8 protein-coding genes are annotated in these 4,594 nt (G+C 69.2%); 2 read left to right on the forward strand and 6 right to left on the reverse strand.

Annotated features, from left to right (window positions below; translation table 11 throughout):
- A partial coding sequence (locus J0670_RS30785; protein ID WP_207815069.1) for a helix-turn-helix domain-containing protein occupies positions 1 to 379 on the reverse strand: 379 nt, incomplete at its 3' end.
- On the opposite strand from J0670_RS30785, the gene def reads away from it, so the two are divergent.
- Together def and J0670_RS30795 are read left to right on the forward strand one after the other, a co-directional pair.
- Positions 378 to 998: a peptide deformylase gene (gene def, locus J0670_RS30790; protein WP_374223197.1), complete on the forward strand. Its 621-nt coding sequence runs from the start codon at positions 378 to 380 to the stop codon at positions 996 to 998. The two genes, J0670_RS30785 and def, sit on opposite strands and share 2 nt — an antisense overlap.
- A gap of 9 nt (positions 999 to 1,007) precedes the next feature.
- The gene (locus tag J0670_RS30795; protein WP_207815070.1) at positions 1,008 to 1,664 is read left to right on the forward strand and encodes a class I SAM-dependent methyltransferase; all 657 of its coding nucleotides are present in this window, start codon (positions 1,008 to 1,010) and stop codon (positions 1,662 to 1,664) included.
- Positions 1,665 to 1,716: 52 nt separating this feature from the next.
- Here the strand turns inward: J0670_RS30795 and J0670_RS30800 are convergent, their stop codons facing one another.
- The 5 genes from J0670_RS30800 to J0670_RS30820 form a co-directional block, all read right to left on the reverse strand.
- On the reverse strand, positions 1,717 to 2,055 hold the full coding sequence (locus J0670_RS30800) for a hypothetical protein (protein WP_207815072.1): 339 nt from the start codon (positions 2,053 to 2,055) through the stop codon (positions 1,717 to 1,719).
- Between the two features lie 251 nt (positions 2,056 to 2,306).
- Positions 2,307 to 2,996, reverse strand: a complete 690-nt coding sequence (gene lipB, locus J0670_RS30805) for a lipoyl(octanoyl) transferase LipB (protein ID WP_307806770.1) — start codon at positions 2,994 to 2,996, stop codon at positions 2,307 to 2,309.
- Between the two features lie 112 nt (positions 2,997 to 3,108).
- Entirely contained in the window at positions 3,109 to 3,345 is a 237-nt protein-coding gene (locus J0670_RS30810) for a DUF397 domain-containing protein (protein ID WP_207815073.1), read from the reverse strand.
- Positions 3,346 to 3,408: 63 nt separating this feature from the next.
- A complete protein-coding gene (locus J0670_RS30815) occupies positions 3,409 to 3,594 on the reverse strand; it encodes a DUF397 domain-containing protein (protein WP_207815074.1) in 186 nt (61 codons plus the stop codon).
- Between the two features lie 2 nt (positions 3,595 to 3,596).
- Entirely contained in the window at positions 3,597 to 4,469 is an 873-nt protein-coding gene (locus J0670_RS30820) for a helix-turn-helix transcriptional regulator (protein ID WP_207815077.1), read from the reverse strand.
- Between the last annotated feature and the right edge of the window lie 125 nt (positions 4,470 to 4,594).

The raw sequence follows: 4,594 nt of genomic DNA on the forward strand, positions 1-4,594 counted from the left end.
GCCATTCGGCCGGGGCCTCGCTGCGCCGGGCGAGCCAGCGCTGGTAGCTCTCGTCCTCCAGGCCTCGGGCCAGTTCGTCGAACTCGTGCGTCGTTTCTTGCGGTTGGGGCTGGGGCAGCCGCCACGGCCGGGCGCGCCCGTCGGTCGCCGGGGCCTCTTCGATCAGTCCGTACCGGGCCAGCTGCCGCAGGTGGAACGAGCACAGGCCCGAGCTGTACCCGAGCCGCGCGGCCGCTTCGGTGGAGGTGACGGTGCCGCGTTCGGCCAGCAGCTCCAGCAGCGCGGTGCGGACGGCGTGCTCGGGGAGGGCGTCGCTCCGGGCGAGGTCTTCGGTCACTTTGCAAAGTCTGCTACTTTGCAAAGTCGACTGCAAATCCATCGAGGGAGCACCCGTGTCCGAGTTGCGCGACCGCCCGACCGTCCTGCGGATCACCGAGGTGGGGGAGGAGATCCTGGGCAGCGCCTGCCGGACGGCGACCGAGGAGGACTTCGGCAGCCCGGAACTGGCCCGGCTGATCGACGAGATGTTCCTGACCATGTACGTCGCCGACGGCTGCGGCCTCGCCGCCAACCAGGTGGACGTGGACCTGCGCCTGTTCGTCTACGACTGCACCGACGAGGACGGCGTCCGGCACGTCGGCCACGTGCTCAACCCGGTCGTCGAGGAGCAGGAGCCCGGCCGCCGCCTGATCGAGGACACCGAGGGCTGCCTCTCCGTCCCCGGCGCCAACACCCGGCTTGCTCGCCCGGCCCACGCGGTGGTGCGCGGAGTCGACCAGCACGGCGAGCCCGTCGTGATCGAGGGCGAGGGCTACTTCGCCCGCTGCCTCCAGCACGAGACCGACCACCTCAACGGGCAGTTGTACATCGACCGCCTCTCCGCCCGCGACCGCAAGAAGATGATGAAGCAGACCGCCGACCGCCGCGAGAAAGTGTTCGCCGAGCGCGCCGCCAAGGCCGCGAAGCTCGCCGGGGCCGAGGCCGGGGCCGAACGCTAGGGTGGCGCGGTGACCGAGCCCGCGCACCTCGCCGCCGTCCGGGAGTCGTACGACACCGTCGCCGCCGACTACCTCCGCCTCGTCATCCCGCCGGAGGACATGGACCCGGTGTCCCGGGCGATGCTCGCCGCCTTCGCCGAGCTGGTACGGGAGTCGGGCGGCGGCGAGGTCGCGGACCTCGGCTGCGGGCCGGGGCGGGTGACGGCGTACCTGTCCGCTCTAGGGCTGTCGGCCTTCGGTGTCGACGTGTCGGGCGAGATGGTCGCCCTCGCCCGTCGGGCCTACCCTCAACTGCGCTTCCTGCGCGGCTCGATGGCCGCCCTCGACCTCGCCGACGGCGCCCTCGGCGGCATCCTCGCCTGGTACTCCGTCCACCACACTCCGGCCGAGCAACTGCCCGCGCTGTTCCAGGAGTTCAGTAGAGTGCTGGCCCCCGGCGGCCACCTGCTGCTCGGTGGCCACGCCGCTGAGCAGCAGGTGTTGCGCCCGGCCCGGGCGTACGGCCACCCGGTGTCGTACGCCTCGCACCTGGTCCCGGCGGGGCGTCTCGTCGAACTCCTCGAACAGGCCGGTTTCACCGTCGCGGCCCGACTCGAACAGCCGAACCCGAAGCGGGGGGACCGCTCCTACATCTGCATTCTGGCGTGCGCGTCGGACCGTAGCTGAGGCTCCCCGCCCGTGCCGCCGCCTCCCCACCGGCCGCCATCGCTGCCGCGCGCTATTCGGTGCAGCTGAAGCCCTCGACCGCAGCGGGCGTTTCGGCGATGCCGGAGGGGGCCGGGGCAAAGCCTGTGCAGGTGGCGGTGAGGTTGTCCGAACGGCGGACGATGGTGAAGGCCCCGGTGATCGGGCCGCTCGCCGGGGCGCCGCCGGAGGCCACGCAGTTGGTCAGGCCGGTGGCGAGGCCGCCGGCGAGAGTGCCCTCGATGTCGTCGCAGGTGTAGGAGGGCCCGGCGGCGTGAGCGGGTGTGGCGGCCAGGACGGGTACGGCGGCGACCGCGAGGGTGGCGGCGATCGTGGCAGGGCGCAGACAGCGGCGAGCGAGCGAACGGAGCATGGTGCTTCCTTCTGGCAGACCGGCGGAACGCCGGAGCGGGGGTGAATGGGGGCGTGGTCGACAGACCTGGCCCCGTCCGCAGTCTTTTCACGTGCCACACCGGCCGCCACCCAGCCGTGGCATTGGGAGGCGGGCGGTTTCGGTGCTCCGATGGCCGGCCGCCTCAACGGTCCTGGCGCCTCCCAGGGGGAACGGTGGCGGAACCCGACACCTCGTGTCTGTACGGCTCCGGTCCTTCTTTGTTCTGCCTCCTACCGGGGTGCCAGCTGCGCGGTGACCGCTCGCGCGACCGCGTCGCGCACCTCGGCCTCGGTCGGGGTCGACAGTCCGCGTTCGGCGGCGAGTTCGGCCAGGGAGGTCATGCGGACGCCGGGCAGGGCGCAGGCGGTGAAGTCGGTGTAGACGCTCAGGTCGGGGGCCACGTTGAGGGCGAAGCCGTGGCTGGAGACGCTCCCGCTGATGCGCATGCCGATCGAGGCGAGCTTGCGGTGATCGGGGGTCCACACACCGACGAGGCTCTCGGAGCCCCGCGGGGTCTCCCGGCGGATCGCCGGGAAGCCGAGGGTGTCCAGCGCGTCGATCAGCGCCTGCTCGACACGGCGTATCAGGCCACGCGGGCCGAGCTCGCGGACGTTCAGCACGAGGTAGCCGATGAGCTGGCCGGGGCCGTGGTAGGTGGCGTGGCCGCCGCGGTCGGTCTGCACCAGGGTGATCGGTGAACCCTCGTCGGGGAGTTGGTCCTTGGGCGTCCGGGCGGTGTAGGTGATCACCGGCGGGTGCGTGAGCAGGAAGAGCCGGTTGGCTGCGAGGCCCTGTTTGCGCTCCTCGACCCAGCGGGCCATGTCCGCCTGCGCCGCCTCGTAGGGCACTTCTCCCAGGTCGACGCGATCCAACTGTCGGTGTTCCGGCCGTTGTTCCTCCGCAGTCTTCGGCAGTGTCACTGCTCGGCTCCTTTCGTTGTGACGGCGCTCCCGGTGATTGAACACCTCGTTGATGGCGGTGCGCCAACGGCCCGCCGCTGGGTAGCGGTGGGCCGTTGAGGGGAGGTTCGGATCAGACCTCGGCAGTGGCGGCGAACGTCACGAACGCCTGCCATGCGGTCGGATCGAAGGCCAGGTGGGGGCCGCTCTTGTCCTTGGAGTCGCGGACGAGGACGGCGGTCGTGGTCTCGGCGACCTCGACGCACTGGGCGCCCTCGTTGGTGCTGTAGCTGCTCTTGCGCCAGGCGATCTCGACGCAGTTGGCATCTTCGTTGGTGCTGTGGCTGCTCTTGAACCAGACCAGTTCCATGTCTTGTGACGGTACGCCAACGGCCCGCCGCTGGGTAGCGGTGGGCCGTTGAGGGGGTCTGGATCAGACCTCGGCAGTGGCGGCGAACGTTACGAACGCCTCCCATGCGGCCGGCTCGAAGGCCAGCTGCGGGCCGCTCTTGTCCTTGGAATCACGCACGTGGACGACGCCAGGCGTTTCGGCGACCTCTACGCACTGGGCCTCCTCATTGGTGCTGTAGCTGCTCTTGAACCACGCCAGCTCGGCCATGCCTACCGCTCTCCCAGAATCTGTTCGATCAGGGCCAGGGACTCACTCAGACTAAGCGCCTGAGCCCGGATGCTGCTGTACCGTGCGGCCATATTACGGACTTCCACCGGGTCCGTGATCAGCCGATTCACGTGCTGTGCCGCCACATAGCCGATCTGCGGCCGATTGGGCGGGGTCAGGATGGTGAAGGAGCCGCCCATTCCGGCATGGGACATCCGGTCGAGCGGCATGATCTGGAGTTCAGGGCCTCGCATCTGGCCCACCTTGAGGAGATGCTGGAGCTGCTCCCTGTGGACGTCCCATCCGCCGAGAGGGCGCCGTAGGACGCTCTCATCAACCACCCACGTTACAACGGGCATCGGCCAACGAGCCAGGATCTCCTTGCGCGTCAGTCGAGCCGCTACCCACTCGTCAACTTTCTCGGGCGAAAGCAGCGGGCGCCTCATCTCGTACAACGCTCGGATGTACGCCTCGGTCTGCAACAAGCCCGGGATGACCATCGTGCTGTACTCGTGGATCTCGATGGCCCGGTTTTCTTCGGACGTGAAGGCCTTGGAGAAGGCCGGGTGTCGCTCGCTGACCCGGATCTTCGCCTTCATCACGTCGTCTGCGACGGCCTTCAGCGCGCCCTGTGCGTTGAGGAGGCCGTCCACCAGCGTCAGGTACTCGATTCTCGGGGTCCGCACACCCCGCTCGATCGCGCTGACCAGATCCTCACTGTAGCCGCTCAGCTTGGCCAGCTGCCTCTGGGTGATCCCGGCCCGCTCGCGGAAGTGTTTGATCAACTTCCCCACCGCGCTGTAGAACTCCGCGACGCCGTCCGAGAGTTCCGCCGTCTCACCGTCATCGAACACCGTGCGCTCGACGCCACCCATGGGAATCACCCACCCATTGCTCGATTAATTCGGGCCAGCCGACGAGCCAACCCTCCGCGTTCGTACAGGCACCCTCCGTGCCTGCCGAATCCATGGTCAGCGTACGTCTCTGCCGCCACGCTTTT

This window comes from Streptomyces sp. FH025 (assembly GCF_017427025.1).
Lineage (GTDB): Bacteria > Actinomycetota > Actinomycetes > Streptomycetales > Streptomycetaceae > Kitasatospora.

Bases quoted from the DNA above. Each gene is read 5' to 3' on its own strand.
- J0670_RS30800 (WP_207815072.1), bottom strand. From the start codon at position 2,055: ATGCTCCGTTCGCTCGCTCGCCGCTGTCTGCGCCCTGCCACGATCGCC.
- J0670_RS30810 (WP_207815073.1), bottom strand. From the start codon at position 3,345: ATGGAACTGGTCTGGTTCAAGAGCAGCCACAGCACCAACGAAGATGCC.
- J0670_RS30815 (WP_207815074.1), bottom strand. From the start codon at position 3,594: ATGGCCGAGCTGGCGTGGTTCAAGAGCAGCTACAGCACCAATGAGGAG.
- J0670_RS30820 (WP_207815077.1), bottom strand. From the start codon at position 4,469: ATGGGTGGCGTCGAGCGCACGGTGTTCGATGACGGTGAGACGGCGGAA.